The organism is Lysobacter koreensis (genome assembly GCF_042677045.1).
GTDB classification, from domain to species: Bacteria; Pseudomonadota; Gammaproteobacteria; order Xanthomonadales; family Xanthomonadaceae; genus Lysobacter_K; species Lysobacter_K koreensis.
Genome location: NZ_JBHTIH010000003.1, coordinates 78,917 through 103,256, shown reverse-complemented (window position 1 = coordinate 103,256; position 24,340 = coordinate 78,917). Strand labels below are relative to the sequence as shown.

Genomic DNA, 24,340 nt, shown 5'->3' with positions numbered 1-24,340 from the left:
TGAGCGCCGATGTCGATGAGGCCGATCGCGCCGCGCCACGCGGCCCGGCGTCAGGGCCGCCAGTAGCCCAGTTCGTGGCGGATCTGCCAGGCGCGAAAAATCGCCGCCAGTGGCTTGCGTTGCAGCGCGCCCAGCTCGCCGCGCAGCAACGCGTCGGTCGCGGCGATCACCCGCTCGGACGAGCGCCCGTCGCGGTACGGGTGGATCGCATCGGCGTAGCGCGCCAGCTCGGCCGGTCGTGCGGCATCCGGCGCGAACGCCCGGGCCAGCATCGCCGGCAGCTGCGCGGCCTGCTCGAAGTCGAGCATGTGCGGTTTCGGCGCGCGGTTGCGGAACGTCAGCACCGGCTTGCGCTGCACCGCGAACTCCGAGACCACCGAGGTGGTGTCGGCCAGCAGCACATCGGCGGCGCGCTGCGCGGCGACCAGCTGCTCGGTCTCGACGAACGCGGCGTTCGGCCCGGCCAGCGCGCGGTAGCGCTCGACCAGCGCCGGCGCGCACTTAGGGTGCAGGGTCAGCAGCCAGTAGCGGTCGCCGCGCGCGATTTCCGCGGCGATCGCGTCGAACAGCAGCGGCGCGGCGCTGAGCCGCTCGGTGAAGGTCGAGGCGAACAGCACCACCTCGCGCCCGGCCGCCGGCGCGCGCAGGCGCGCGGACTCGCCACCGTCGTCGCGGAACAGCGGATCGAGCTTGGGCCAGCCGGTCTCGACCACCGCGAAATGCCCGGCGCGCGCGGCCAGTTTGCGGAACGGCGCGGTGGTCGCCGGCCCCTGCGTGCAGTACAGGTCGAACAGGCCGCGCACGCGGAAGTGGCCGCGCGCATCTTCGCGTTTCTCGACGTTGAAGCCGTGGAACAGCTGCACCTTGGCGCCGGAAACGAAGGTCGGCACCCAGTTGGCGGCGCTGAACACCGCTCGCGGCCGCAGTGCGACCGCCTCGTGCAGGCCGACCATGCGCACCGGCGCCGGCAAGGCCGCCCCGGCGGCACCGTCGACCAGCCACGCATGCGCGGTGTGCCCCGCGACTTGCAACGCATCGGCCAGCGGCTGCAGGATGGGCAGCGCGTAGCGCTCGCTCGCGAACAAGAGGTAATCCGCCATCAACGCATCCGTTTCCGACTCCCGGGGTGTGCCGACGCGCGAGAGCGCGATGCGGGCGGCCGTTCCGATCTCGGCCTGCATTATCACGTTCAACGAGGCCGACCGCATTGGCGACTGCATCGCCTCGCTCGCGTTCTGCGATGAAGTGATCGTGGTCGACTCGCAGTCGACCGACGCCACCGCCACGATCGCGCAACAACTGGGCGCGCGCGTGCTGCAGCGGCCGTTCGATGGCTTCCGCAGCCAGAAGCAGTTCGCGGTCGAGCAGGCCACGCACGACTGGGTGCTGTGCCTGGACGCCGACGAGCGCGTCGGCGACGCGTTGCGCGGCGCGATCGAGGCGGCGCGCGATCGCGGCTTCGACGATGCGGCGGGCTACCGCTTCGCGCGGCTGTCGGAGTACTTCGGCAAGTTCCTGCGCCGCGGCAACGCCTACCCCGACCGCGTGCTGCGGCTGTTCGACCGCCGCCGCGGCGGCTGGCGCGGCAGCCGCGAAGTGCACGAGGCGGCGAGCGTCGACGGCCCGGTGCGCACCCTGCACGGCGACCTGATCCACTACCCGTACCGCTCGCTCGAGCAGCAGCTGCTCAAGACCCAGCGCTATGCGCGGATGATGGCGGAGCACGATTTCGCGCGCGGCAAGCGCGCGACTGTCGCCAAGCTGGTGCTGTCGCCGGCGTGGCGGTTCTGGCGCGGTTACCTGCTGCGGCTGGGCTTCCTCGACGGCTGGCACGGACTGGTCTACGCCTACGTGCGCGCCAACTACGTGCGCCAGAAGACCATCATGCTGTGGATGCTGCAGCACGGGCAGCCGGTAACGACCCCCGACCGCTGACGATCAACGGCAGCCGCGCGCCGCCTCGCCCGGCACCAGCCACCAGCCGCGGCGGTTGGTGTGGCCCAGGTGCACCGCGCGCGATCGATCGACGCATGCGGCCAGCACCACCTCTTGCACCAGCAACCAGCGCCGCGCCGGTTGCTGCGCCTGCCATGCCAGCCCACGGCGCATCTGCTCGTCGAACGGCACCTTGAAGCCGAACGTCGCCGCCGGGCGGTCGGCGCGCAGCAGGTTCTGCTCGCGCCACGCGACCAGGCCGAGCTCCGCGTCCGGGCCGATGCGACGCCCGACATCAGTCATCAATCCGCGCGCCGACGAGGAATCGTTGAGCAGCGGCATGCCGACCAGGCCGAGCAGCACCCACAGCCCGGCCAGGGTCGCTAGCGTGGCCGCGATCGAGCGCCGGCGCCCGAACCACAGCAGGCAGCCCACGCCCCAGGCCCCGATCGCGACCAGCAGGCCGGCCAGCGCGGGTGCGACGCCTTCGAGGCCGCGCTTGGCGACGAATTGCCGCTCGAAGCTGGGATCGCCCAACCACGCCGCCAGCCCGGCCAGCAGCAGCGCCCCGGCCAGCAGCGCGCTGAAACCGAACGCGAGCCGCTGCGCCCCCACCTTGCGCACGATCCCCGGCAGCAGCGGCGCCAGCGCCAGGCAGGCCATCGGCAACGCCGGCAGGATGTACATGTCGCGCTTGCCGTCGGGAATGGTGAAGAACACCAGCACCAGCGCCCACCACGCCAGCAGCAGCAGGTAGCGCGCGTCGCGCCGGCGCAGCCGGCGCCGCCACGCCGGCAACGCCCACGGCAATGCGAGCATCGCCGGCAACCACATCGTCGCCATCACCTCGAAGAAGTACCAGAGCGGCTGGTGGTGGTCGAACGAGGCCCCGTACCGCTTCGCGGTCTGCCGCAGCAGGATGTCATCCATGTAGGCGCGGTACTCGGGCGAACCGCTGCCCAGCGCGGCCAGCACCATCGGCACCAGCCACACCGCTGCCGCGGCGACAAAAGCCAACGGGCCGAGCCAGAACCGCGGATCGCGTGCATGCACCCGCGCGCCCCAGCCACGCAGCGAGGCGATGCCCGCCGGGACCAGCATCAGCAGCGCGATCGCGCCGACGCCCTTGCTGATCGTGCCCAATGCCGCCGCGGTCCAGCCGAGCATCCACATCGGCCAGTGCGGCGTCATCGCCTCCGGCGTCGTTCCGGTGGGTCGCAGGCCGAGCGCGCCGACCGCGTCGCGGCGCTGCAGCACGTGCCGTAGCAGGCCGTAGTTGGCGAGCGTGATCCAGAACACCACCAGCGGATCGATCTGCGCCTTCTTCGCCTGCCAGGTGAACTGCAGCGCGAACAGCAGCGCCCAGCCCGCGTACAGGCCGACCCGACGCGTCCACAGCCGCCGGCCCAGATCGACCACGCACCACAACGTGGCCAGCGCGGCCAGCAGCGATGGCAACAGGAACGCGACCCGCCAGTTGCCGAGCACCGTGTACGCCGCGGCCTGCAGCCACATGAACAACGGCGGCTTGTCCGAATACAGCTCGTTGCCGCGGTGCGGGAACAGCCAGTCGCCGCTGGCGACCATCTGCTGGGCGACCAGCGCGAAGCGCGGCTCGTCGGCCGGCCACGGATCGCGCAATCCAAGCCCGGCGCCGAGCACGAGCACGGCGACGATCCAGAACAACCAGGTGTCGCGGGAGTGGGCCGATTTCAGCATCCGCAGATGATAGCGGCGACACGCTGGACTTATGCCGTGGCCCGCGGCGAAAGATCGCCGCGCGCGCTTCCGGCAGCGAATCAGGGTTGCGTTGCCGTGCCGGCGCTGTTGCTGTCGTTTCGTTGTGCCGTGCCGTGCAGTTGCGTATTGCGGTTGCTCGTCATCCCCGCGAAGGCGGGGCCCAGTGACTTGGCGCCGCTGAGCGGCGACACCCAGCGCGGCGGCGACTACGACGAGCCAGGTCGGGCGTTACGCCGCGCGGCGCGTTTGCGAATCAGGCCTTGCGCAAACGCGCGTAGAAGAACCCGTCGCCACCGCCCTCGCCGGGCAGGCGCTGGTGCCCGGCAGGCTGGCCACCGACCGATACCGCCCGGCCAAAACGCGCATCCAGCGGCTCGATTGCCGCGTCGGCGGTGCGCGCGAGGAACGCCGCGACCTGCGCGTCGTTCTCGGCCTTGAGGATCGAGCAGGTCGCGTACAGCAGCGTGCCGCCGGGCGCGAGCGTGGCCCACAGCGCATCGAGCAGGCGCGCCTGCAGCGCGGTCAAGGCCGCAAGGTCGGACTCGCGCCGGTGCAGCAGCACGTCCGGCTGCCGGCGCACGATGCCGGTGGCCGAGCACGGCGCGTCCAGCAGCACCGCATCGAACGGCACCCCGTCCCACCAGGTCGGCAGCGCCGTGGCATCGGCGGCGAGCAGGCGCCCGCGTCCGGCCAGTCCGAGCCGCGCGAAACCGGTGCGCATCCGGCGCAGGCGCGCGGCGTCGATCTCGACCGCGACCAGCTGCAGCTCGGGGTCGCGTTCGAGCAGGTGCGCAGCCTTGCCGCCGGGCGCGGCGCAGGCGTCGAGCACGCGCGCCCCGCCCTTCAATGCCAGTGCATCGGCGACCAGCTGCGCGGACGCGTCCTGTACCGACACCGCGCCGGCTTCGAAGTCGGGCAGCGCGGCCACCGGCTGCGGCGTGTCCAAGCGCAACGCATTGGCCAGGGCGGGGTCGACGACTGCCTCGATGCCGGCTTCCTGCAGACGTATGCGGTAGTCGTCGCGGCTACCGCGGCGCGCGTTGACGCGCAGCCACATCGGCGGCGCGATGGCGCTGGCGGCGAGGACCGCCTCGGCCTCGTCGCCCCAGTCGGCCTGCAGTTGCGCGCGCAGCCATTGCGGCCAGTGCGCGTGCGGGTCGCCGGCCGGCAGGCCTTCGCGCTGGGCGCGGCGCAGCAGCGCGTTGACGAGGCCGGCCTGGTGTTCGTGGCCGAGCATGCGCGCCGCCTCGACCGTCGCCGCGACCGCGGCATGCGCGGGCAAGCCCAGCGGATCGAGCTGCGCGAACCCGGCCAGCAGCAGCGCGCGCACCTTGGCGTCGCGCTTGGGCAGCGGCCGCGCGAGGAAGCTGTCGAGCGCGGCCTGGAACCGCTGCGGCTGGCGCAGCACCGCGAAGCAGATCGCCTCGACCAGGGCGCGATCGCGCGGATCCAGCAGCGGCGGCAGCGCGACCGCGAGCTCGGCCTTCAGCGAGCGGCCGCGGTACAGCACCGCGTCCAGCACGTTGGCCGCGATCGCACGCGGCGCGGCGCCGGAGCTGGCAACCGCGCTCATGCTTGCCTCAGGTCGGCGCGGCCGTTGAGGTAATCGGCGGCGGTGATCGCCTTGCCGCCGTCGCGCTGCAGCACGCGGATGCGCAGCACCCCAACGCCGCAGGCGACATCCAGCCCATCGCGGCCGGCGCGCAGCAGCGTGCCCGGCGCGGCGCCGTGGGCTTCGTCGAGCGCGACCGCGCCGTGCACGCGCAGGCGCTCGCCGGCGAGCACCGCCTCGGCCATCGGCCACGGGTTGAACGCGCGCACCTGGTTCGCGAGCGCGGCCGCCGGTTGCGACCAGTCGAGCTTGGCCTCGGCCTTGTCGAGCTTGTGCGCGTAGGTCACGCCGGCTTCGGGCTGCGGCCGCGCGACCGGGCGGATGCCGGCGCGCAGCAGGCCGAGGCAGTCGCTGAGCACCTGCGCGCCGAGCGCGGCGAGCCGGTCGTGCAACTGGCCGCCGGTTTCCTGTTCGCCGATCGCCAGCGACTGCGACAGCAGCACCGGGCCGGTGTCGAGCCCCTTCTCCATCTGCATCAGGCACACCCCGGTCTGCGCGTCGCCGGCCTGGATCGCGCGCTGGATTGGCGCGGCGCCGCGCCAGCGCGGCAGCAGCGAGGCGTGCACGTTCCAGCAGCCGTGGGTCGGGATATCGAGCACCGACTGCGGCAGGATCAGCCCGTAGGCGACCACCACCAGCAGGTCCGGCTTGAGCGCGCGCAGCGCGTCCTTCGACACGCCGCTCTTGAAATTGTCCGGCTGCAGCACCGGCAGGCCGCGCAGCAACGCCTCGCGCTTGACCGGCGACAGCGCCAGCTCGCGGCCGCGGCCGGCCGGACGGTCGGGCTGGGTGTAGACGGCAACCACTTCATGGCGTTGCGCGGCCGCGCGCAGGCACGGCACGGCGAAGTCGGGGGTGCCGGCGAAGACGATTCTCAGGGGCATGGGCGGGTTCCGTGGGGCGGTCGGAACCGCCGGATGTCGCGGTGACGGTGGAACACCGCCGCGTGGTTCGAGCAGGAGGTTCGATCAGGGTGTTCGAACAAATTCCGGACGCCGCGCATGGCGGCGGCGGGTGGACGGCCGCGCCGCGCCGCGCCGCGTCGCGGTGGTCGGAACGTCAGGCCGCGTCGCTCGCGAGCCGGCGCTGCTTGGCCAGCTTCTTGCGCACCATCTCGCGCTTGAGCGGCGACAGGTAGTCGACGAACAGCTTGCCCAGCAGGTGGTCCATCTCGTGCTGGATGCATACCGCCAGCACGCCGTCGGCCTGCAGCTCGAACGGTTGGCCGTCGCGGCCGAGCGCGGTCACGGTGACCTGGTTGGCGCGGGTGACGTCGGCGAAGATCCCCGGCACCGACAGGCAGCCTTCCTGGTAGACCTGCTCGCCATCGCGCGCGGTGATCTCGGGGTTGATGAACACCCGCGGCGTGTCATTGTTCTCGGACACGTCGATGACCATGAAGCGCTGGTGGACGTCGACCTGGCTCGCGGCCAGGCCGATGCCGGGCGCGGCGTACATGGTCTCGAACATGTCGTCGAGCAGGGCCTGGAACTGCGGCGTGGTGACGCGCGCGGGATCGACCGCCACGGCGACGGTGCGCAGGCGCGGGTCGGGGAATTCGAGGATCGGAAGCAGGGCCATGGCGTCAGCGGTCGGTTGGTGGTGCGGTATGGGTCACGTGCGAGGCGGACACCTCGCAGTGAGGGAGCGCAGCGTCACCGCACCCGGGCGATACGCCGGCTTCGCGCGTGTGCGGCTCGGCGCGGCACGCCCGGAATGTGCAGGCCTACCCTCCAAATGGGGGCATCGGTCACATCCGCAAGCGGCGGCGCAATTGTAACGCCGCAAACCCGCCGGAACGCTTGCAACCGCGCTTGGCTTCTGGGCTATAGTTCGGGCGCTCCCTCGTGACCAGCGCACGCGGCACACCTGCCAGGGGAGCGCACCTGCAAGGGGAAAACAGGTAGATGGTCGCCATGATGAATCCGATCCGCACGGTCCTGACCGCTGCGCTGCTCACCGTTGCCACGTACGCCGTTGCCGCCGAGATGCGCGGCGACCACCCCGACACCTACGTGGTGAAGCGGGGCGACACGCTGTGGGACATCGCCGGCAAGTTCCTCAAGCGGCCGTGGCTGTGGCCGGAGATCTGGCAGGCCAACCCGCAGATCGCCAACCCGCATTTGATCTACCCGGGCGACGTGATCTCGCTGGCCTACCTCGACCGCGTCGCGGTGCAGGAAGGCCCGCGCGCCGAGGCGCCGATCACCGGCATCCCGCTGTCGCAGGTCGAGCCGTTCCTCAAGAACCTGCGCGTGGTCGACGAATTCGAGCAACTGCCCTACGTGGTCGGCCTCGAGGAGGACCGCCTGCTCAGCACCAAGGGCCAGGTCGCCTACATCAAGGGTCTCGCCGGCGCCCAGCCGGGCCAGCGCTACGCGGTGGTGCGCCCGACCCAGCGTTACAACGCGCTCGATCCGGATCGTTGCTGCGACGTGTCCGGCCAGCGCCAGAACGACCTCGACTTCCGCGGCCGCAGCATCGCCGGGATCGAGCAGATGTGGAGCCACCTGACCCCGGCGTCGAAGGGCGAGTTCCTCGGCTACGAGCTGATGCAGCAGAACAGCGGCACGATCAGCCGCGGCGAAGTCGCGCCGAACGAGGTCAGCACCCTGGTGCTCGACGACTCCGGCCGCGAGGTCCACGTCGGTGACCGCCTGATCCCGGTCCAGGCCCAGCCCTACGACCTGCAGTTCTTCCCGCACCCGCCGAAGCAGGCCACCGCGTACGGCAAGGCCAAGGTGCTGGCCGTGGCCGACATGCTGACCAGCGGCGGCCCGCGCGACGTGGTCGCGTTGTCGCTCGGCGCCCGCGACGGCGTCGACAACGGCACCGTGTTCTCGAGCTGGCGCGTCGGCAGCACCGCGGTCGACCGCGTCCAGGCCGGCTTCGACCGCAGCCACGACACCGTCGCCCGCAGCGGCAAGGTGCGGCTGCCCGATGAGTTCGCCAGCCACCTGATGGTGTTCCGCACCTTCGACAAGGTCAGCTACGCGCTGGTGATGGACGGCATCCGCCCGACCCGCGTCGGCTACGAGCTCAAGCATCCCGACGCCACCAACTGACTTCTTGGACGCGGCACTCGAACTTGGTCCGAGGGCCTTCCTTTTCCCCTCCCTCGCATCGCGGGGGAGGGCAAGGGTGGGGGTATTGATTCGGCACCGAATCAATAGGGGTTTTCCTACCCGCACACGCGACGGCGCCCGAGGGCGCCGTCGTCGTGGCCGGGCCACGCTGCGGCGATGACCGATGCCGACCGCGCGAGCCGCCACCACGCCCTGCTGACCCTGATTGCCTGCGGCGGCGCGTCCGCACCGCGTCGGCAGCTACTGGAGGCGTATCCGGTGCCCGAGGCGGCGCTGGCGGCCGGCGTGGCGAGCTGGCGTGCGCTCGGCCTGGGTGACGCCCAGATCGCCGCGCTGCGCGCGCCCGACACCGCGTCGTTGATGCGCGGCCGCGCGTGGCTGGCCGACCGCAACCACCACCTGCTCGGCTGGCACGACCCCGACTACCCGTCCCTGCTGCGGCGCAGCCCCAACCCGCCGCTGGCATTGTTCGTCGCCGGCGATCCGGCGCGGCTGTGGCACCCGGCGGTGGCGGTGGTCGGCAGCCGCACGCCGACCCCGGGCGGGCGCGACAACGCGGCCGCGTTCGCCCGCGCGCTGGCCGGCTCCGGGCTGGCGGTCAGCAGCGGGCTGGCGGCCGGGATCGATACCGCCGCGCACGCCGCCGTGCTGGCCATCGACGGCCTCACCATCGCCGTCCTCGGCACCGGCCCGGATATCGCCTACCCGGCCAGCAATCGTGCCCTGCACGCCCGCATCGCGGCCCACGGCGCGCTGGTCAGCGAGCACCTGCCCGGCACCGGCCCCAAGCCCGGACACTTTCCGGGTCGCAACCGGATCCTCGCCGGGCTGTCGCTGGGCATGGTGGTGATCGAGGCGGCCGCGCGCTCCGGAGCGCTGATCACCGCCCGGCTCGCGGCCGAGGCCGGGCGTGAGGTGTTCGCCGTGCCCGGCTCGATCCACAACCCGCTCAGCCGCGGCTGCCACCGACTGATCCGCGACGGTGCCGGGCTGGTCGAGTCGGCCGACGAAGTAATCGCGGCGCTGGCCACGATCGCGACCGAACTGGCCGGCGACTTGCAGCAACGCCTGGTCGACCCCATCTCAAGCGGCCACGGGATTGGCCCGGCGGTTCAGCCCCTTGGGCCGCCAGCAGATCCCGACTACAAGAACTTGTGGGCCGCGCTAGGCCATGACCCAACCGGTATGGATCAGCTCGCGCAACGCACCGGATTGACGCCCGCCAACCTGTCCTCCATGCTGCTGCTCATGGAGCTTGATGGCCGGGTTGCAATGGAACACGGCCGGTACTTCCGTAAGGGTTAAGTTGGGCGATTTTAGCTTCGCGATCGTGGCACTTAACGGCGGTTTGTCTACAAGTTCTGCCCACCGCGCCGCGTGCGGCGCAGGCCGAGGGAAATGAAAGAGAGCATTCTGGACGTCCTGCTGTACCTGTTCGAGCACTACTTCACCGACGATGCGGACCTGGTCCGCGACCGCGATTCACTGCGCAGCGGCCCGCTGTTCGACGAGCTCGGGCAAGCCGGGTTCAGCCCGGCCGAGATCAACAAGGCGATCGAGTGGCTGGATGCGCTGGCCCAGCAACGCCCCAGCGCCAGCCCGAAGCGCGCCGACGGCCCGACCCGCGTCTACTTCGGCCCCGAGCTCGACAAGCTCGACGTCGAATGCCGCGGCTTCCTGCTGTTTCTGGAGCAGCACGGCGTGCTCGACGCCGGCCAGCGCGAGTTGGTGCTCGACCGCGCGATGGCGCTGGACCAAGACCAGCTCGACCTGGACGACCTCAAGTGGGTGGTGCTGATGGTGCTGTTCAACCAGCCCGGCAGCGAGGCCGCCTACGCCTGGATGGAAACCCAGATGTTCGAGGACGAGCCCGAGCCCGTCCATTGAGGCCCTGACGCCACCGCGGGCACTCCCTTCGGCAGTTTCCGGCCGCCTCCCGGCAGGCCGGGCTTGACAGCCGCCGCCGTGGCGTGATTCCACTAAATAAGGAAATCCCTGAACGCCCGCGGTCCGATGCCGCGGGCGTCGCCTCATCTGCCTGCCGCGAACGAGCCTGCCGAAAACCGGCGCCGTGACCGGCCACCACCACAGCTCGGCCCCGGTGGCCGCGCGGAGCCACGCCCCCATGGCCAAGAACCTCCTGATCGTCGAGTCGCCGGCCAAGGCCAAGACGATCAACAAGTACCTCGGCAAGGACTTCACAGTCCTGGCCTCCTACGGCCACGTCCGCGACCTGATCCCCAAGGAAGGCGCGGTCGACCCCGACAACCGCTTCGCGATGACCTACGCGGTGATCGACAAGAACGAGAAGCACGTCGACGCGATCGCCAAGGCCGCCAAGGGCGCCGAGCACCTGTTTCTGGCGACCGACCCGGACCGCGAGGGCGAGGCGATCAGCTGGCACATCGCCGAGATCCTGCGCGAGCGCGGCCTGCTCAAGGACCGCACCCTGCAGCGCGTGGTGTTCACCGAGATCACCCCGCGCGCGATCAAGGAAGCGATGGCCAAGCCGCGCGACATCGCCAGCGACCTGGTCGATGCGCAGCAGGCGCGCCGCGCGCTCGATTACCTGGTCGGCTTCAACCTGTCGCCGGTGTTGTGGCGCAAGGTCCAGCGCGGCCTGTCCGCCGGCCGCGTGCAGTCGCCGGCGCTGCGCATGATCGTCGAGCGCGAGGAGGAGATCGAAGCCTTCATCGCCCGCGAGTACTGGTCGATCGAGGCCGAGTGCCTGCATCCGTCGCAGGCGTTCACCGCGCGCCTGACCAAGCTCGACAACAAGAAGTTCGAGCAGTTCACGATCACCGACGGCGACACCGCAGAAAGCGCGCGCAAGCGCATCGTGGCCGCCGCCAATGGCGCGTTGCAGGTCACCGACGTCACCAGCAAGGAGCGCAAGCGCCGCCCGGCCGCGCCGTTCACCACCTCGACCCTGCAGCAGGAGGCCGCGCGCAAGCTCGGCTTCACCACCAAGCGCACCATGCAGGTCGCGCAGAAGCTGTACGAAGGCGTGGCGATCGGCGAGGAAGGCACGGTCGGCCTGATCAGCTACATGCGTACCGACTCGGTAGCGCTGTCGGCGGAGGCCGTGACCGAGATACGCGACGTGATCGCGCGCGACTACGGCACCCGCGCGGTGCCCGACCAGCCCAACGTCTACAAGACCAAGTCCAAGAACGCGCAGGAAGCGCACGAGGCGGTGCGCCCGACCTCGGCGCTGCGCACCCCGGCGCAGGTCTCGCGCTTTCTCGAGGACGACGCCCGCCGCCTGTACGAGCTGATCTGGAAGCGCACCGTCGCCAGCCAGATGGTGCCGGCCACCCTCAACACCGTGTCGGTCGACCTGGCCGCCGGCAGCGAGCACAGTTTCCGCGTATCCGGCACGACCGTGGTCGACCCGGGCTTCCTCGCCGTGTACGAGGAAGGCAAGGACAGCAAGACCGCCGACGAGGACGACGAGGGCCGCAAGCTGCCGGCGATGAAGACCGGCGACCGCATCCCGCTCGAGCGCATCCACACCGACCAGCATTTCACCGAGCCGCCGCCGCGCTTCTCGGAAGCGTCCTTGGTCAAGACGCTCGAGGAATACGGCATCGGCCGGCCGTCGACCTACGCCTCGATCATCGCCACCTTGCTGTTCCGCAAGTACGTCGAACTCGACAACCGCCGCTTCCGTCCCAGCGATGTCGGCCGCGCGGTGAGCAATTTCCTCAGCGGGCACTTCACCCAGTACGTCGACTACGACTTCACCGCCAAGCTCGAGGACGAGCTCGACGCGGTCAGCCGTGGCGAGGAGGAATGGATCCCGCTGATGGAGCGCTTCTGGGCGCCGTTCAAGCAGCTGGTCGAGGAGAAGAAGGAGTCGGTCGACCGCAACGCCGCCACCGGCGCGCGCGAGCTGGGCACCGACCCGAAGACCGGGCTGCCGGTCAGCGTGCGGCTGGGCCGGTTCGGGCCGTACGCGGCGATCGGCAGCACCGCCGAGGGCGTCGAGGAGAAGCCGACGTTCGCCTCGCTGCGTCCGGGCCAGAGCATGCACACGATCTCGCTCGAGGACGCGCTGGAGCTGTTCAAGCTGCCGCGCAAGCTCGGCCTGGACAAGGACGAGGAAGTCAGCGTCGGCATCGGCCGCTTCGGCGCGTTCGCCAAGCGCGGCAGCGTGTACGCATCGCTGAAGAAGGAGGACGACCCGTACACGGTCGACCTCGCGCGCGCGGTGTTCCTGATCGAGGAAAAGGAAGAGATCGCGCGCAACCGCATCATCAAGAGCTTCGACGGCAGCGACATCCAGGTGCTCAACGGCCGCTACGGCCCGTACATCAGCGACGGCAAGCTCAACGGCCGCATCCCCAAGGACCGCGAGCCGGCGTCGCTGACGCTGGAGGAAGTGGTCAAGCTGATGGAAGAGACCGGCAAACCGATGCGCAAGGGCTTTGGCAAGAAGGCGGTGGCGAAAAAGGCGCCGGCCAAGAAGGCCGCCAAGACCGCGGTCGCGAAGAAAGCGCCCGCCAAGAAAGCCCCGGCGAAGAAGGCCGCGAAGAAGACGGCCAAGAAGGCGACCAAGAAAGCCGCCGCAAAGAAGGCCAGCAAGAAAGCCGTCGCGAAGAAAGCCGCGACGTAGGCCGCCCCATGGTGCCGAGCTTGCTCGGCACTGTGTCACGCAGCCCGTTGGGCGTCGTTGCCGCTATCCTCCCGCCATGCCCCGCTCGCCCGCCCTCGCCGCCGCGGTCACCGCCCTGCGCCACGGTGGCGTGATCGCGTACCCGACCGAAGCGGTCTGGGGACTGGGCTGCGACCCGTTCGCCGAAGCCGCGGTCAGCCGCCTGCTCGCGATCAAGCAGCGCCCGGTCGACAAGGGCCTGATCCTGGTCGCCGGCGGCGTCGCGCAACTCGATGGCCTGCTCGACTGGGAGGCGTTGCCGGGGGATCGCCGCGGCGCGGTGCTGGCCAGCTGGCCCGGACCGAACACCTGGATCGTCCCGGCGAGCGCGCGCGTGCCGCACTGGATCACCGGGGAGCACCGCGGCGTTGCGGTGCGGGTCAGCGCGCACCCGGTGGTGGTCGCGCTGTGCGACGCGTTTGGCGGCCCGCTGGTGTCGACCAGCGCCAACCTGAGCGGCCAGCCGCCGGCATTCGCTCGCGACGCGCTCGACCCCGCCCTGCTCGCCCGGCTCGATGCAATCACCGACGGCGAGACCGGCGGCCTGACGGCGCCGACCGCGATCTGCGATGCCCGCAGCGGCGCCACGTTGCGCTGGTGAGCCCGCGACGCCGGCGCCACGCCGGATGACTCCCGAAGCACGCGCTGAACTCGCAAGCGATCGACGACCCGACCTGCCGCGCGGGCGACGCCAGCGGCCGTGGCCTCGACCAGCGCGCCGACGCGCGTTCGCGCTGAACCGTGGCGAAAGCCGGCCGGGCCCGCGCTTCCCGCTGCCACGCCGCGCGCGCAAGATGCGCGCATGCCCCGCGCCCATGCCCGCTGCCTGCTTGCCGCCGCCCTGTTCGCGGTGGCCATGCCCGCGACGATCATCGGCGCGCAGGCGGCGCAGGTGACGATCTACCGCTGCACCGACGGCAACGGCCGCCTGACCCTGCGCGACACGCCCTGCCGCAAAGGCGAGCAGCAGCAGACCCGGCAGATGCTGCGACCCACCGATCCGCCGCGCCGCCCGGCGCCGGCCGCGGTCAGCGCGCCCGCGCGCGCCCCGGCCGCGCCCGCGACCACGCGCGTGATCGTGGTGCAGGCACCGCGCCCGCTGTACGAATGCATGGCGCCCGACGGCACGCGCTACACCAACGACTCGGGCGAAGGCACCCCGCGCTGGATGCCGGGCTGGTCCTACGGCGATGCGTACGGCGGCCCGGGATGGATCGGCCGCGACCGTTTCGACCGTTTCGACCGCGGCGGGCTGCAGGCGCGCATCGGCGGACGCATCGACAACGGCCGCTTCGACGTGCGCATCGGCGAGCCGATGCGGCGCCCGCCGTTCGACCGCCCGGGCCGGCCCGCGCCGCCGCTGCTGGTGCCGGTCTACCCCGCGGGCAGCTGGGTGCGCGACCCGTGCGAGCCGCTGCCCGCGCAGGAGGTCTGCAGCCGCCTCAGCGACCGCCGCTACGAACTCGACCGCCGCTACAACAGCGCGCTGCAAAGCGAGCGCGCGCAGATCACCGTCGAACAGCGTGGCATCGACGCACGCCTGGCCAGCGATTGCCGCAGCGACTACTGAGGATCCCCGACCGATGCGACCGAAGCTGCCTTGCCCAATACCGCGCGCGACATTTCCCGTACTGCTGGCCGGCATGCTGGCCTGGCCGACGGCCGGAGCGCTGGCCCAGCACAAGGTGGTGATCTACCGCTGCACCGACGCCAGCGGCGCGCTGACCGTGCAGAACGACGTGCCGTGCGCGAAGGGCAGCAAACAGGACAAGCGCGTGATCGAGGCCGCGCCGAGCGTGGCCACGCCCCCGGCGTTCGTCACCGCACGGCCGGTGGCGCCGGTGATGCCGATGCCGGCGGCCAATCCGCCGGCGCCGGCTGGTGTGTCGGAGGCGCCGGTCGCCACGATCGCCGACGCCGACCGCCTGCCGCCGCCGGCGCTGTTCGAATGCCGGACCTACGACAACGACCGCTACCTGCACGACGACGGCAACCCGCCGCAACGCTGCGCGCCGATGCAGACCACCGGCTTGGGCGGCAGCGCCGACGGCGGCGCCGGGGCGGCCTGCCAGATGGTCGACGACAGCTGCCAGCGGGTGGCCGACGGCGCGCTGTGCGAGAGCTGGCAGCAGCGCCTGCGCGAACTCGAATCGGCCTTGCGTTTCGGCCAGGTCGATGACCGCGCCACGGCGCAGGCGCAGGTCGAACGCATCGGCCGGATCGTGCGCGAGAGCACCTGCGGCAAGTAGCCGCGCCGCGCACCGCCGCACATCGGCCATTGCCGCGAACGCCAGTCGTGACAAGGGCCGCATCCGCGGCCCTTGTCATCACACTGGGAGGGTGCGGCGGCCCACGGCCTGCCGCACCCGGCAGCCCTTAGGCCGCGGCATCCTTGAGCTTCTTCAGCGGGCGCACCTTGATCTTGATGCTGGCCGGCTTGGCGGCGAACCACTGCTCTTCCTTGGTGAACGGGTTGATGCCCTTGCGCTTGGCCTTGGCCGGCACGTTGACCGCGGTGATCTTCAGCAGGCCCGGCAGGGTGAACGAGCCGGCGCCCTTCTTGCTGACCGAACCGGCCACCGCGCCTTCCAGCGCGGCCATCACGGCGCGCACGTCCTTGGCGGCGACGCCGCTGGCGTCGGCGATGTGCGCGACCAGGCCGGACTTGCTCAGTGCTTCCTTGATCGCCTTCGGCGCGGCCGGCTTGGCGGCGGACTTGGGCGCGGACTTCTTTGCAGCTTTCTTCGTAGCCATTAATTTTCCCCGTGTTCGCGATTGGATGAGGTGCCTGAAAACCGCTTGGCAAGCGGAATGTAGGGCAATGCCGCGGCCGCGCCAAGCGGAAAAAGGCCTAAATCGTGTGGTTTGCACCGTCCGGGCCCAGGAAAGTCGCCCGAAGCCGGCGTTTGGCGCCCGATCAGAAGCCGTAACGCAGGAAACCGCCGTCCACCGCGATGCATTCGCCGGTGATGTAGGCCGCCGCCGGCAGGCACAGGAACGCGACCGCGGCCGCCACTTCCTCGGCCTCGCCGATCCGGCCCAGCGGCGTGCGCAGCAGCACTTCGTCGAGGTAGTCCGGGTCGGCGAGCTTGTCGGAGGTGCGGCGGGTGCGGATGTACCACGGCGCGACCGCATTGACGCGGATGCCGTCCTCGGCCCACTCAACCGCGAAGTTGCGCGTCATCTGGTGCATCGCCGCCTTGCTCATCCCGTACGGCGCGCCGGTGCGCACGTGAGTCAGGCCCGAGACGCTGCCGACGTTGACGATGGACGAGGCCGCGTGGCGCGTCAGCAGCGGGTGCGCGTAGCGCGAGAGTTCGAACGCGGAGAACAGGTTGACCTCGAACACCTGCCGCCACTCGTCGTCGCTGTAGTCGGTGGACGGCTTGTTGAGGTTGCCGCCGGCGTTGTTGACCAGGATGTGCAGGCCCTCGCCGAAATCCTCGACCCAGTCGAGCAGTTCGCGGCGCTGCTCGTCGACGGCGACATCGGCGACGAACGCCTGCACCTCGCGCTCGGGGAAATCCTCGAGCAGTTCGGCGCGGGTGGACTCGAGCGCGGCGGCATCGCGCGCGGCCAGCAGCACGTCGGCACCGAAGCCGAGCAGATCGCGCGCAACCGCACGGCCGATGCCCGCGCTGCCACCGGTGACCAGGGCCAGGTGTCCGTCCAGCCGCCAACGCTTCGGGTCCATGCACGTGCCTGTGGGAAATCGCCGCCGCGCGCGGCCGGAGTAGCATAGCCTCGCCCCGTCCGAGGATGCCGCCATGCCGCGAGCGCTTGCCGCCGTGCCGTTGATGCCGATGCTGGTTGCCGGCGTGTTGCTCGCGTGCGTGCTGGCCGCGTGTTCGAAACCGCAACCGCCGGAGAAGGAACGCCCGGTGGAACCGCAGGCGATGCAGCACGCGCAACTGCGCGAGGCGATGCAGGCGCCGGTCGACAAGGCCAAGGCGGCCGAGGCCGACGTGCAGCAGGCGGCCGATGCGCAGCGCGCGGCGATCGACGCGGCGGGCGGGTGAAGGGATTCGCGCGTCGGGGGCGTTGATTGCTGACGGCGGCAACCGCAAATCCTCCCCGACCCTCCTTTTTCAAAGGAGGGAGACCAGCAACGGAATCGCCGAATCATCCTTCCCCAGAGAAGTGATGAATCCGCTGCGCTTCCCCCTTTGAAAAAGGGGGATTGAGGGGGATTTGCTTCTGGCGCTCCCGCGCGATCCCAAACGACGACGCCCGGCCGGAGCCGGGCGCCATGACTGCATCACACCACGCGGCCTACAGCTCGCAGAAGCAGTACGCCAGCGACTTCACCGGCACGCCCTGGGTCGGGGTGATCGCCGCCTCGAGGAAGCGCAGGTCGGCCGCGGTCTGCGGCAGCGCCTTGACCAGCAGGCCGCGCGCGAAGTCGGACTTGCCCAGCCACGCCGCACCGAGGCGGCTCTGCGCGAAGCCGGTGAAGAAGCGTTCGAACGGGGTCGCGGTCTTCTCGACGTAGCGAACCTGGTAGTCGCCGGACTCGCCGAGCTTGGCGCGCGCGGCGACGTGGTCGATCGCGACCTGCAAGCCGCCGAGGTCGTCGACCAGGCCGCGCTGCTTGGCCTGCGCGCCGCTCCACACCCGGCCGCGCGCGACCGCATCGATCTGCGCGACCGGCTGCTGGCGCGCCTGCGCAACCTTGCCGGTGAAGTCGCGGTAGCCCTTGTTGATGATCGACTGGATCACCGCGCCGACTTCCGGCGGCAGCGGCCGGGTGATGTCGAACGCGCCGGCGAAGCGCGTGGTGCCGACGCCGTCGCTGTGCACGCCGATCTTGTCGAGCGCGCGCGGGATGGTCGGGATCAGGCCGAAGATGCCGATCGAGCCGGTGATTGTCGACGGGTCGGCGTAGATGCGGTCGGCGTTCATCGAGATCCAGTAGCCGCCCGAGGCGGCCAGGTCGCCCATCGACACCACCACCGGCTTGCCGGCGGCCTTGAGCTCGACGATCTCGCGGCGGATCTGCTCGGAGGCAAACACCTCGCCGCCGGGCGAGTCGACGCGCAGCACCAGCGCCTTGACCTTGTCGTCGTCGCGCGCCGCGCGCAGCAGCGCGGCGGTGGAGACGCCGCCGATCGTGCCCGGCGGCTGCTCGCCGCCGCTGATCTCGCCCTCGGCCACCACCACCGCGACCTGCGGGCGCGGGTCGGCGACCTGCAGCGCGCGGTTGAGGTGGGCCAGGTAGCCGTCCAGCGACACGTGGCGGAAACCGCCCTCGGCGTCCTCGTCGGCGACACCGCGCTCGATCAGCAGGTCCTCGACCTGCTCGCGGGTCTTCAGGCCGTCGACCAGCTTCTGCTGCAGCGCGTACTTGGCCAGGTCGCCGTCGACCGCCGCCAGCTGCGCCGGCAGCTGCTCGATGCCCAGCGCCAGTTGCTGCGGGGTCAGCTTGCGCGCCGCGGCGACGTCGCCGAGGTAGCGCTGCCACAGGTCGTTCATCCAGAACAGGTCGGCCTCCTTGGACTCGGGCGAGGCCGCGTCGAGCACGTAGGGTTCGGCGGCGGACTTGTACTCGCCGACCTTGAACAGGTGCACGTCGACGCCGAGCTTGTCCTGCAGGCCTTCGCGGTAGTACTGGCGGTAGCGGCCCAGGCCTTCGAGCAGCATCCCGCCCATCGGGTCGAGGTAGATCTCGTTGGCCTGCGCGGCCAGCAGGTACTGCTTCTGGTCCATCATTTCCGAGAACGCGACGACCTGCTTGCCGCTGGCCTTCAGGCGCGCGATCGCGGCAGCGACCTCGCGCATCGAGGCCATGCCGCCGCCCTGCAGCTGGTCCAGGTGCAGCACCACGCGCTCGATGTGCTTGTCGTCCTTGGCCGCGTCGAGCGCGCGCAGCAGGTCGCGCAGCTGCACCTCGCCGGCGTCGTCGCCGAACGCCTTGTTGAGCGCGCGCGTCGCCGGGTCGGAGCTGTACTGCTCGACCAGCGCGCCTTCGGGGGCGATCACCAACGTCGTGCGGTCAAGCAGCGGCTTGGCGCGGTCGCCGGCGCCGAGCATCACCAGGAACAGGATCAGCAGCGCGAAGAACAGCAGGTTGAAGACCAGCCGGCGGGTGAAGTTCATCGCGTCCCAGAGGCCGACGAAGACACGCGCGATGGGGCCGCGGCGGGGTGAATCGTTCATTGCACAAACTCCAAAAAGTCAACGGCAGCGTACCCGCGGGGGGCATGCGGGTCATCCGCCATTCGTAACCTGCAGCTCCGGTGCAAGGGGCGCTTCAGGTGCGGTTGCCCTACGAAGTGCGGGCGGCGGGCGGGGAACGCAACAACAGCGCCGCCGGCGCGCTGGAGCGCATGAAGCGCGTGCTCAGCAGCACCGCGGCCACCGACAGGCCGGCGATCAGGCCGATCCACATGCCCTTGGGGCCCATCGGCGCGACGAAGCCGCCGACGCCCAGGCCGAGCCCGGCGCCCAGCGGCATGCCGATCCCCCAGTACGCCAGCGCCGCCAGCAGCATCGGCATGCGCGTGTCCTTGAGCCCGCGCAGCGCGCCGGCCGACAGCACCTGCACGCCGTCGGGGAACTGGAACGCCGCCGCGTACAGCAGCAGCGACGCGGCCAGCGTCGCCACCGCCACGTCCTGGGTGTAGAAGCCGACCACGAACTCGTTGCCCAGCAGCAGCGCGGTGCCGGACAGCAGCTGGGTGCCGATCACGATCGCGTAGCCGGCGAACGCGGCGCGGCGCACGCCGTCGCGGTCGCCGCGGCCGAGGCAATGGCCGACGCGCACCGTGGTCGCCTCGGCGATCCCCATCGGCACCATGAAGCACAGGCTGGCGACGTTGATCGCGATCTGGTGCGCGGCCACCGGCACGTCGCCGAGGCGGCCGATCAGCAGCGTGGTGGCGATGAACAGCCCGGCCTCCATCAGCACGGTGACGCCGATCGGCAGGCCGGTGGCGAGCAGGCCGCGGATCACCGGCCAGCGCGGCGGGTCGAAGCGTTCGAACAGGCGCAGGTCGGCGAAGCGCCGCGCGCGCCGCAGCACCAGCGCGAAGCCGATCATCTCCGCCCACAGCATCAGCGCCGAGGCGATGCCCAGGCCGCCGGCGCCCAGTTCCGGAAAGCCGAACTTGCCGAACGTGAGCACGTAGCCCAGCGGCAGCAGCACCAGCAGCCCGCCGGCGCTGAGCAGCATCGTCGGCAGCGTCCAGTGCAGGCCTTCGCTGAGGTAGCGCATGCAGTAGAACAGCGTCAGCGCCGGCACCCCCCAGCGGATGCCGTGCAGGAACGCGCGCGCGCCGGGCACCACCTCGGCGGCGATGCCCATCGGCGCGAGCACGTCGACCGCCACGCTCATGAACGCGAACAGCACCACGCCCAGCGCCGCGGCCAGCCACAGTGCCTGGCGGAACACCGCGCCGACCTCGCCGCGGCGACCGGCGCCGTCGAGTTGCGAGACCGTCGGCGGCAATGCCATCAGCGTGCCCATCGGCACCACCACCGGCAGCCAGAACAGCGCGGTGCCGACCGCGACCGCGGCCAGCGTCTGGGTGCCGTGGTGGCCGGCGATCACGCTGTCGATCAGCCCGATCAGGCCGGTGGAGACGTGGCCAAGCACCAGCGGCGCGGCGAGCACCGCGGTGGTGCGCGACTCGCGCAGGAACGAGCCGCGCGGCGCGCGCAGCGACGGCGCGTGCGGGGAAGGGTCGGACAGGCCGGGCGAAGCCATCGATGCAACCAGAGCGCGACTGCGGCCGCGCGGCCGCGACGGGTGGCGGGCGCTGGCGCCGGGTCGTGGCGGGTGGCTATCTTAGCGGGCTGCCGATGACGGCCTGTTGCCGATCACGGCGCCTGGAACGGAAGGGCCCAATGAAACCAGACCAACAACCACCAGCGCCCGCATCCGCCCCCTCCGAACCGGGCCACTGCGAGAACTGCGCCGCCGTGCTGCACGGCCACTACTGCCACCAGTGCGGGCAGTCGCTGCACAGCCCGATCCGCCATGCCGGACACGCGCTGGAGGAGGTGTTCGAGTCGTTCTGGCACCTCGACGGCCGCGTGTTCCGCACCCTGCGCGACCTGCTGGTGCCCGGCCGCACCGCGATCGCCTACCTCGCCGGCCACCGCGTGCGCTACATCGCGCCGATGCGGATGTTCGTGATCCTGACCCTGCTGACGTTCTTCGTCGGCAAGCTGACCGTGCACCTGGAAGGCGATGCGATCACGTTCGACGACCAGAACTCGAGCATCGGTCGCGCGCAGACAGTTGCCGAGGTGGAGCGGATCCGCGACGCGGCGCTGGCCGATATCCGCCAGGCCGAGGCCGACGGGGCCAAGGTCCCGGGCGTGAACGTCGCGCTGACCACGGCGCGGACGCAAGTCCAGGGCCAGGCCGCGGCGCGCATCGCCGTGCTCCGCCAGGAGGCCCGGCGGGCCGGGCCGGATGCCGGCGCGGGGAGTCGGTCGCCAGCCGCGTCGGGGATAATCGAGGTGACCGCGCCCGAAGAACCACGACCGCCGGCGCGCCCGTTCGGCGACGAGTCGTTCCAGTTCAATGACAAGCCCTGGCACCCCACCTCCAACCCGGTGCGGATCGACGGCCTGCCCGGCTTTGCCAACGCCTGGCTCAACCAGCGCATCGGCCGCGCGAAAGCCAACATCGAACGCATGGACAACGACGCCGACCAGTGGCTGCAGGCGTTCATGGGCGCGCTGCCGACCGCGCTGTTCGTGCTCATGCCGATATTCGCGCTGCTGCTCAAGCTGTTCTACATCGGCACCCGACGCCTGTACCTGGAGCACCTAGTGGTCGCGCTGTACAGCCACGCGTTCCTGCTGCTGACGCTGCTGGCGCTGTTCCTGGTCAACGCGCTGCAGAACGTGCTCGTTGCCGGCGCGGTGGTAGCGCTGAACCTGGTCGAGGTCGCGCTGTACGCGTGGATGCCGATCTACCTGCTGCTGATGCAGAAGCGCGTCTACGCGCAGGGCTGGTGGCTGACGGTGCCCAAGTACCTGGTGCTGGGCGCGGTGTACTTCATGCTCGTCACGTTCGCGATCGTGTACGCGGTGTTTGCGGGGTTGACGGCGTGAACGGGGCATTGCGGGAAGCGGCGCGCGATGCGGTGGTCTACGAGGTCAACCTCGCGATCGACGCGGAAATCGCCGACGCCTACCGCGCCTGGTTGGCGACGCACATGCAGGAGATCTGCGCATTGCCCGGGTTCACCGGCGCGCGCGTGTTCGCGGTGCAGGAGCCGGCCCCCGACGCGGGCCGCATCGGCCTGTGCGTGCAGTACACGCTGCTCGACCAGGCCGCGCTCGACGCCTACCTGCGCGACCACGCGCCGCGGCTGCGCGCCGAGGGCATGGCGCGCTTCGGCGGCCGCTTCACGGCGACGCGGCGGGTGTTGCACGCGCTCGGCTGAGCCGGGGATGGCAGCGCGGTGGCCCGGTTGAAGCCCGTTCTACCGATCCAGCCGCTGCCACAGCCACGCCTCGCGGTTGGCCGCCGAGGTCGACTGCAGCTCGCGGCGCAGGGTCGCGCGCTCGTGCGGCGGCGTGCGCTGCACCAGCATCGCCAGGTCCGCGCGTTGTTGCGGCGTCATCGCGCGCAGCGCGCGCAGCAGCGGCGCGTGCTCGCCCGGCGGCACCTGCGCGAGCAGCGGCTGCAGCGCGGGATAGTCGGCGCCCAGCGCCGGGCCGAGCAGCCAGCCACGCCGCGTGCTGCCATCGAGCGCGTCGAACTGCGCCCGCAACGCCTGCTGCTGCGCGGCCGGCAGGGCGGCGTGGGCGGCAACCGCGAGGGTGACCCGGGTGCGCTCGGCCGCCGGCAGTGCCTGCCACGCCAGGTAGCGTTCACGACGCGCGCCGCGCTGCGCGGCCGGCGTCGCATCCCAGTCCGCCGCGCGCTCGGCGAAGCGCGCGCGTTCGGCGGCCGTCCACGACGCCCAGGTCGCGGCGCGCTGCTGCAGTTGGCCACGCCGTGCGGGCTGCAGCAGCGGCAACACGGTGTCGAACTCGGCCGGCAGCGGCGGTGCTGCGGTCGCGGACAGTTGCGCCAGCGCCAGCAGCGCGGCACCGGCCAGCGCCGTGGTGCGGCGGTCAGCGCGGCGCATCGTTGCTCTCCGCCGAGGCTGCGGGGGCTGGCACCAGGGCAGTGCCGTCCGCTGGCATGCCCGACGCCAGCGTCGAGCCCGGGTCGGCCGTGCTCGCGGTTGCCGCGATGGAGCCGCCGTTGGCCTGCTGCGCGGCCAGCCAGCTGTAGTAATCCAGCTCGCGCGCGATCGCCTCGCCCTCGGGGTCGACCAGCAGCGCGAAGTCGCGGTGCGCGACCGCGCCGGCCTGCACGCCGTAGCGCGACGCTGGAGCCTGCGCCGGTGGCAGCGGCCGCGAGCGCACCGGCCGCTGGTCCGGGTCCATGCGCGCGCCCAGCCAGGTGTCCAGGCCGCCAGCGGGCCACCAGAACGTCGCGGCCAACGCCACCGCGCACAGCACCAGCAACGCCCACAACAGCCCCAGCAGCCGGCGCGGGCGGACCGGTGCGGACGACTCGTCCGCAGCCGCCACCGCGGGCGCGCGCCCCAGCAGCGCCGCCCCGCGTGCCTGCGCCAGGCGCTGCAGGCGCTCGGGGGCGAGGGTCTTGATCCGGCGATGCACCTGCTCGCGCAGGCGCTGCCAGGCCTGCGGATCGGCACGGCCGTCGGCGTGGTGCGGCAGGGCGCGCTGCAGCGCCAGCCGGTAGGTCGGCTGGGCGATCCCGAGCACCCGCGCGGCCGCGGCCTCGTCGAGGCCGGCGGCCAGGCGCAGCAGCAGCGCCGCGCGCGGGCCGCTGCCGAGCTCGGCCAGGCGGTCGGTGGCGTCCAGCGGCAGGGCGACCTGCGTCCGGTGCTGCAGGCGCGGGTCGGCCAGCAGGCGCACCCAGAACGCGCGCGGCCATTCGCTCATCGGCAGGTCGGCGGCCATGGGCCGGAACCCGGCCATCGCCGCGGCCAGCGCGGCATCGCCGGCGGCGGCATCGCCGGCCTGCAACTCGGCCAGCACCGCACCGCGGCGTTCGACGCCGCGCAGGAACGCCGCCAGCGCCGCCGGGGCGCTGGCGGGAGGGGCAACGGAAGGGGAGCTCATCGGGCGTGCTTCGGCATGCCGGCCATCATAGCGAGGCCGACCGACGGCACCGCCCCCGCGGCGCCGCGGATACGCCACCGCATGCGCGCCAATCCCGGGAAAAACCCCGCTTGACATCGCCCGAAATCCTGCTCCGCGAAGCGCGGCGCGGCTTGCCGCCAGAACCGGTTGTGCACAGCAGTAACGCCGCCGTCATTTACGGGTTCTTCA

22 protein-coding genes are annotated in these 24,340 nt (G+C 71.4%); 11 read left to right on the top strand and 11 right to left on the bottom strand.

Annotation, left to right across the window (positions count from 1 at the left end):
* Positions 1-50: 50 nt before the first annotated feature.
* Positions 51-1,103, bottom strand: a complete 1,053-nt coding sequence (locus ACFQZQ_RS05815) for a CDP-glycerol glycerophosphotransferase family protein (protein WP_386812547.1) — start codon at positions 1,101-1,103, stop codon at positions 51-53.
* A 46-nt stretch (positions 1,104-1,149) separates the two neighbouring features.
* Here ACFQZQ_RS05815 and ACFQZQ_RS05810 point away from each other — a divergent pair, with 46 nt between their 5' ends.
* Entirely contained in the window at positions 1,150-1,935 is a 786-nt protein-coding gene (locus ACFQZQ_RS05810; RefSeq protein ID WP_386811772.1) for a glycosyltransferase family 2 protein, read from the top strand.
* Positions 1,936-1,938: 3 nt separating this feature from the next.
* On the opposite strand, the gene ACFQZQ_RS05805 is transcribed toward ACFQZQ_RS05810, so the two are convergent.
* From ACFQZQ_RS05805 to def, 4 genes are all read right to left on the bottom strand, one after another.
* Positions 1,939-3,654 carry an ArnT family glycosyltransferase gene (locus ACFQZQ_RS05805; protein ID WP_386811770.1) on the bottom strand — a complete coding sequence of 572 codons (1,716 nt, stop codon included), beginning with the start codon at positions 3,652-3,654 and terminating at the stop codon, positions 1,939-1,941.
* 274 nt (positions 3,655-3,928) lie between these two features.
* Positions 3,929-5,248: a 16S rRNA (cytosine(967)-C(5))-methyltransferase RsmB gene (gene rsmB, locus ACFQZQ_RS05800; protein ID WP_386811768.1), complete on the bottom strand. Its 1,320-nt coding sequence runs from the start codon at positions 5,246-5,248 to the stop codon at positions 3,929-3,931.
* The gene (gene fmt / locus ACFQZQ_RS05795) at positions 5,245-6,165 is read right to left on the bottom strand and encodes a methionyl-tRNA formyltransferase (protein ID WP_386812546.1); all 921 of its coding nucleotides are present in this window, start codon (positions 6,163-6,165) and stop codon (positions 5,245-5,247) included. The genes rsmB and fmt overlap by 4 nt, the downstream gene beginning before the upstream one ends.
* Before the next feature lie 181 nt (positions 6,166-6,346).
* Complete coding sequence (gene def, locus ACFQZQ_RS05790) at positions 6,347-6,868, bottom strand: peptide deformylase (RefSeq protein ID WP_386811766.1); 522 nt, start codon at positions 6,866-6,868, stop codon at positions 6,347-6,349.
* 335 nt (positions 6,869-7,203) lie between these two features.
* Between def and ACFQZQ_RS05785 the strand changes: the two genes are divergently transcribed.
* The 7 genes from ACFQZQ_RS05785 (at position 7,204) to ACFQZQ_RS05755 (ending at position 15,279) form a co-directional block, all read left to right on the top strand.
* Positions 7,204-8,352, top strand: a complete 1,149-nt coding sequence (locus ACFQZQ_RS05785) for a LysM peptidoglycan-binding domain-containing protein (RefSeq protein ID WP_386811765.1) — start codon at positions 7,204-7,206, stop codon at positions 8,350-8,352.
* Positions 8,353-8,529: 177 nt separating this feature from the next.
* The gene (dprA, locus tag ACFQZQ_RS05780; RefSeq protein WP_386811763.1) at positions 8,530-9,678 is read left to right on the top strand and encodes a DNA-processing protein DprA; all 1,149 of its coding nucleotides are present in this window, start codon (positions 8,530-8,532) and stop codon (positions 9,676-9,678) included.
* Positions 9,679-9,771: 93 nt separating this feature from the next.
* Entirely contained in the window at positions 9,772-10,260 is a 489-nt protein-coding gene (locus ACFQZQ_RS05775; protein WP_386811762.1) for a DUF494 family protein, read from the top strand.
* 238 nt (positions 10,261-10,498) lie between these two features.
* Positions 10,499-12,991 (top strand): DNA topoisomerase I, encoded by a 2,493-nt coding sequence (locus ACFQZQ_RS05770; protein ID WP_386811761.1) that lies wholly within the window; start codon positions 10,499-10,501, stop codon positions 12,989-12,991.
* Positions 12,992-13,067: 76 nt separating this feature from the next.
* Entirely contained in the window at positions 13,068-13,631 is a 564-nt protein-coding gene (locus tag ACFQZQ_RS05765) for a Sua5/YciO/YrdC/YwlC family protein (RefSeq protein WP_386811760.1), read from the top strand.
* A 201-nt stretch (positions 13,632-13,832) separates the two neighbouring features.
* Positions 13,833-14,600, top strand: a complete 768-nt coding sequence (locus tag ACFQZQ_RS05760) for a DUF4124 domain-containing protein (protein ID WP_386811758.1) — start codon at positions 13,833-13,835, stop codon at positions 14,598-14,600.
* Between the two features lie 13 nt (positions 14,601-14,613).
* Complete coding sequence (locus ACFQZQ_RS05755; protein ID WP_386811757.1) at positions 14,614-15,279, top strand: DUF4124 domain-containing protein; 666 nt, start codon at positions 14,614-14,616, stop codon at positions 15,277-15,279.
* A 127-nt stretch (positions 15,280-15,406) separates the two neighbouring features.
* On the opposite strand, the gene ACFQZQ_RS05750 is transcribed toward ACFQZQ_RS05755, so the two are convergent.
* Positions 15,407-15,784 carry an HU family DNA-binding protein gene (locus ACFQZQ_RS05750; RefSeq protein ID WP_386811755.1) on the bottom strand — a complete coding sequence of 126 codons (378 nt, stop codon included), beginning with the start codon at positions 15,782-15,784 and terminating at the stop codon, positions 15,407-15,409.
* A 163-nt stretch (positions 15,785-15,947) separates the two neighbouring features.
* Positions 15,948-16,724: an SDR family oxidoreductase gene (locus tag ACFQZQ_RS05745; RefSeq protein ID WP_386811754.1), complete on the bottom strand. Its 777-nt coding sequence runs from the start codon at positions 16,722-16,724 to the stop codon at positions 15,948-15,950.
* Between the two features lie 73 nt (positions 16,725-16,797).
* Between ACFQZQ_RS05745 and ACFQZQ_RS05740 the strand changes: the two genes are divergently transcribed.
* Positions 16,798-17,049, top strand: coding sequence for a hypothetical protein (locus tag ACFQZQ_RS05740; protein WP_386811753.1), 252 nt, complete (start codon positions 16,798-16,800; stop codon positions 17,047-17,049).
* Between the two features lie 253 nt (positions 17,050-17,302).
* Here the strand turns inward: ACFQZQ_RS05740 and sppA are convergent, their stop codons facing one another.
* Together sppA and ACFQZQ_RS05730 are read right to left on the bottom strand one after the other, a co-directional pair.
* Positions 17,303-19,186, bottom strand: coding sequence for a signal peptide peptidase SppA (sppA, locus tag ACFQZQ_RS05735; protein WP_386811751.1), 1,884 nt, complete (start codon positions 19,184-19,186; stop codon positions 17,303-17,305).
* Between the two features lie 109 nt (positions 19,187-19,295).
* Positions 19,296-20,735 carry an MATE family efflux transporter gene (locus tag ACFQZQ_RS05730; RefSeq protein ID WP_386811750.1) on the bottom strand — a complete coding sequence of 480 codons (1,440 nt, stop codon included), beginning with the start codon at positions 20,733-20,735 and terminating at the stop codon, positions 19,296-19,298.
* A gap of 140 nt (positions 20,736-20,875) precedes the next feature.
* Here ACFQZQ_RS05730 and ACFQZQ_RS05725 point away from each other — a divergent pair, with 140 nt between their 5' ends.
* Both ACFQZQ_RS05725 and ACFQZQ_RS05720 read left to right on the top strand, forming a co-directional pair.
* Positions 20,876-22,096, top strand: coding sequence for a DUF3667 domain-containing protein (locus ACFQZQ_RS05725; protein WP_386811749.1), 1,221 nt, complete (start codon positions 20,876-20,878; stop codon positions 22,094-22,096).
* Positions 22,093-22,431, top strand: coding sequence for a DUF4286 family protein (locus ACFQZQ_RS05720; protein WP_386811748.1), 339 nt, complete (start codon positions 22,093-22,095; stop codon positions 22,429-22,431). The genes ACFQZQ_RS05725 and ACFQZQ_RS05720 overlap by 4 nt, the downstream gene beginning before the upstream one ends.
* Before the next feature lie 39 nt (positions 22,432-22,470).
* Here ACFQZQ_RS05720 and ACFQZQ_RS05715 read toward each other — a convergent pair whose 3' ends face one another.
* Complete coding sequence (locus ACFQZQ_RS05715; RefSeq protein ID WP_386811746.1) at positions 22,471-23,121, bottom strand: DUF3106 domain-containing protein; 651 nt, start codon at positions 23,119-23,121, stop codon at positions 22,471-22,473.
* Positions 23,108-24,130 (bottom strand): hypothetical protein, encoded by a 1,023-nt coding sequence (locus ACFQZQ_RS05710; RefSeq protein WP_386811745.1) that lies wholly within the window; start codon positions 24,128-24,130, stop codon positions 23,108-23,110. Before ACFQZQ_RS05710 ends, ACFQZQ_RS05715 begins: the two co-directional genes overlap by 14 nt.
* Between the last annotated feature and the right edge of the window lie 210 nt (positions 24,131-24,340).